This is a genomic window from Gilvimarinus sp. 1_MG-2023 (genome assembly GCF_030548285.1).
On sequence record NZ_JAUOSC010000562.1, the window covers coordinates 1 to 325 of the forward strand.

Annotated in this window: 1 pseudogene; it reads left to right on the plus strand. The window is 49.5% G+C overall.

The window, feature by feature from the left end:
- Window positions 1-35: 35 nt before the first annotated feature.
- Window positions 36-325 (plus strand): annotated as a pseudogene (locus Q4563_RS18090) (2-oxopent-4-enoate hydratase); the annotation flags it as partial.

The following is a 325-nucleotide window of genomic DNA, read 5'->3' on the forward strand; positions in this document are numbered from 1 at the left end:
GCTGATTTATTCACCGAGATGGATGGTATTTTTTTATGAATGAAGCTGATATCAAGCAAGCGGGAGACGAGCTGTATAACGCGCTGGTTAACCGTACGACGCTGCGCCCACTGACGGAGCGCTATCCCGACATCACCATCAAGGATGCTTATCACGTTTCATTACGTATGAATGAGCGCCGTATCGAAGCCGGAGAACGCATTATCGGCAAAAAGATTGGTGTTACCTCCAAGGCCGTGCAGAACATGCTCAATGTGCATCAGCCGGATTTCGGTTTTCTGACCGACAAAATGGCCTACAGCCAGGGTCAGGAAATGCCCATCAG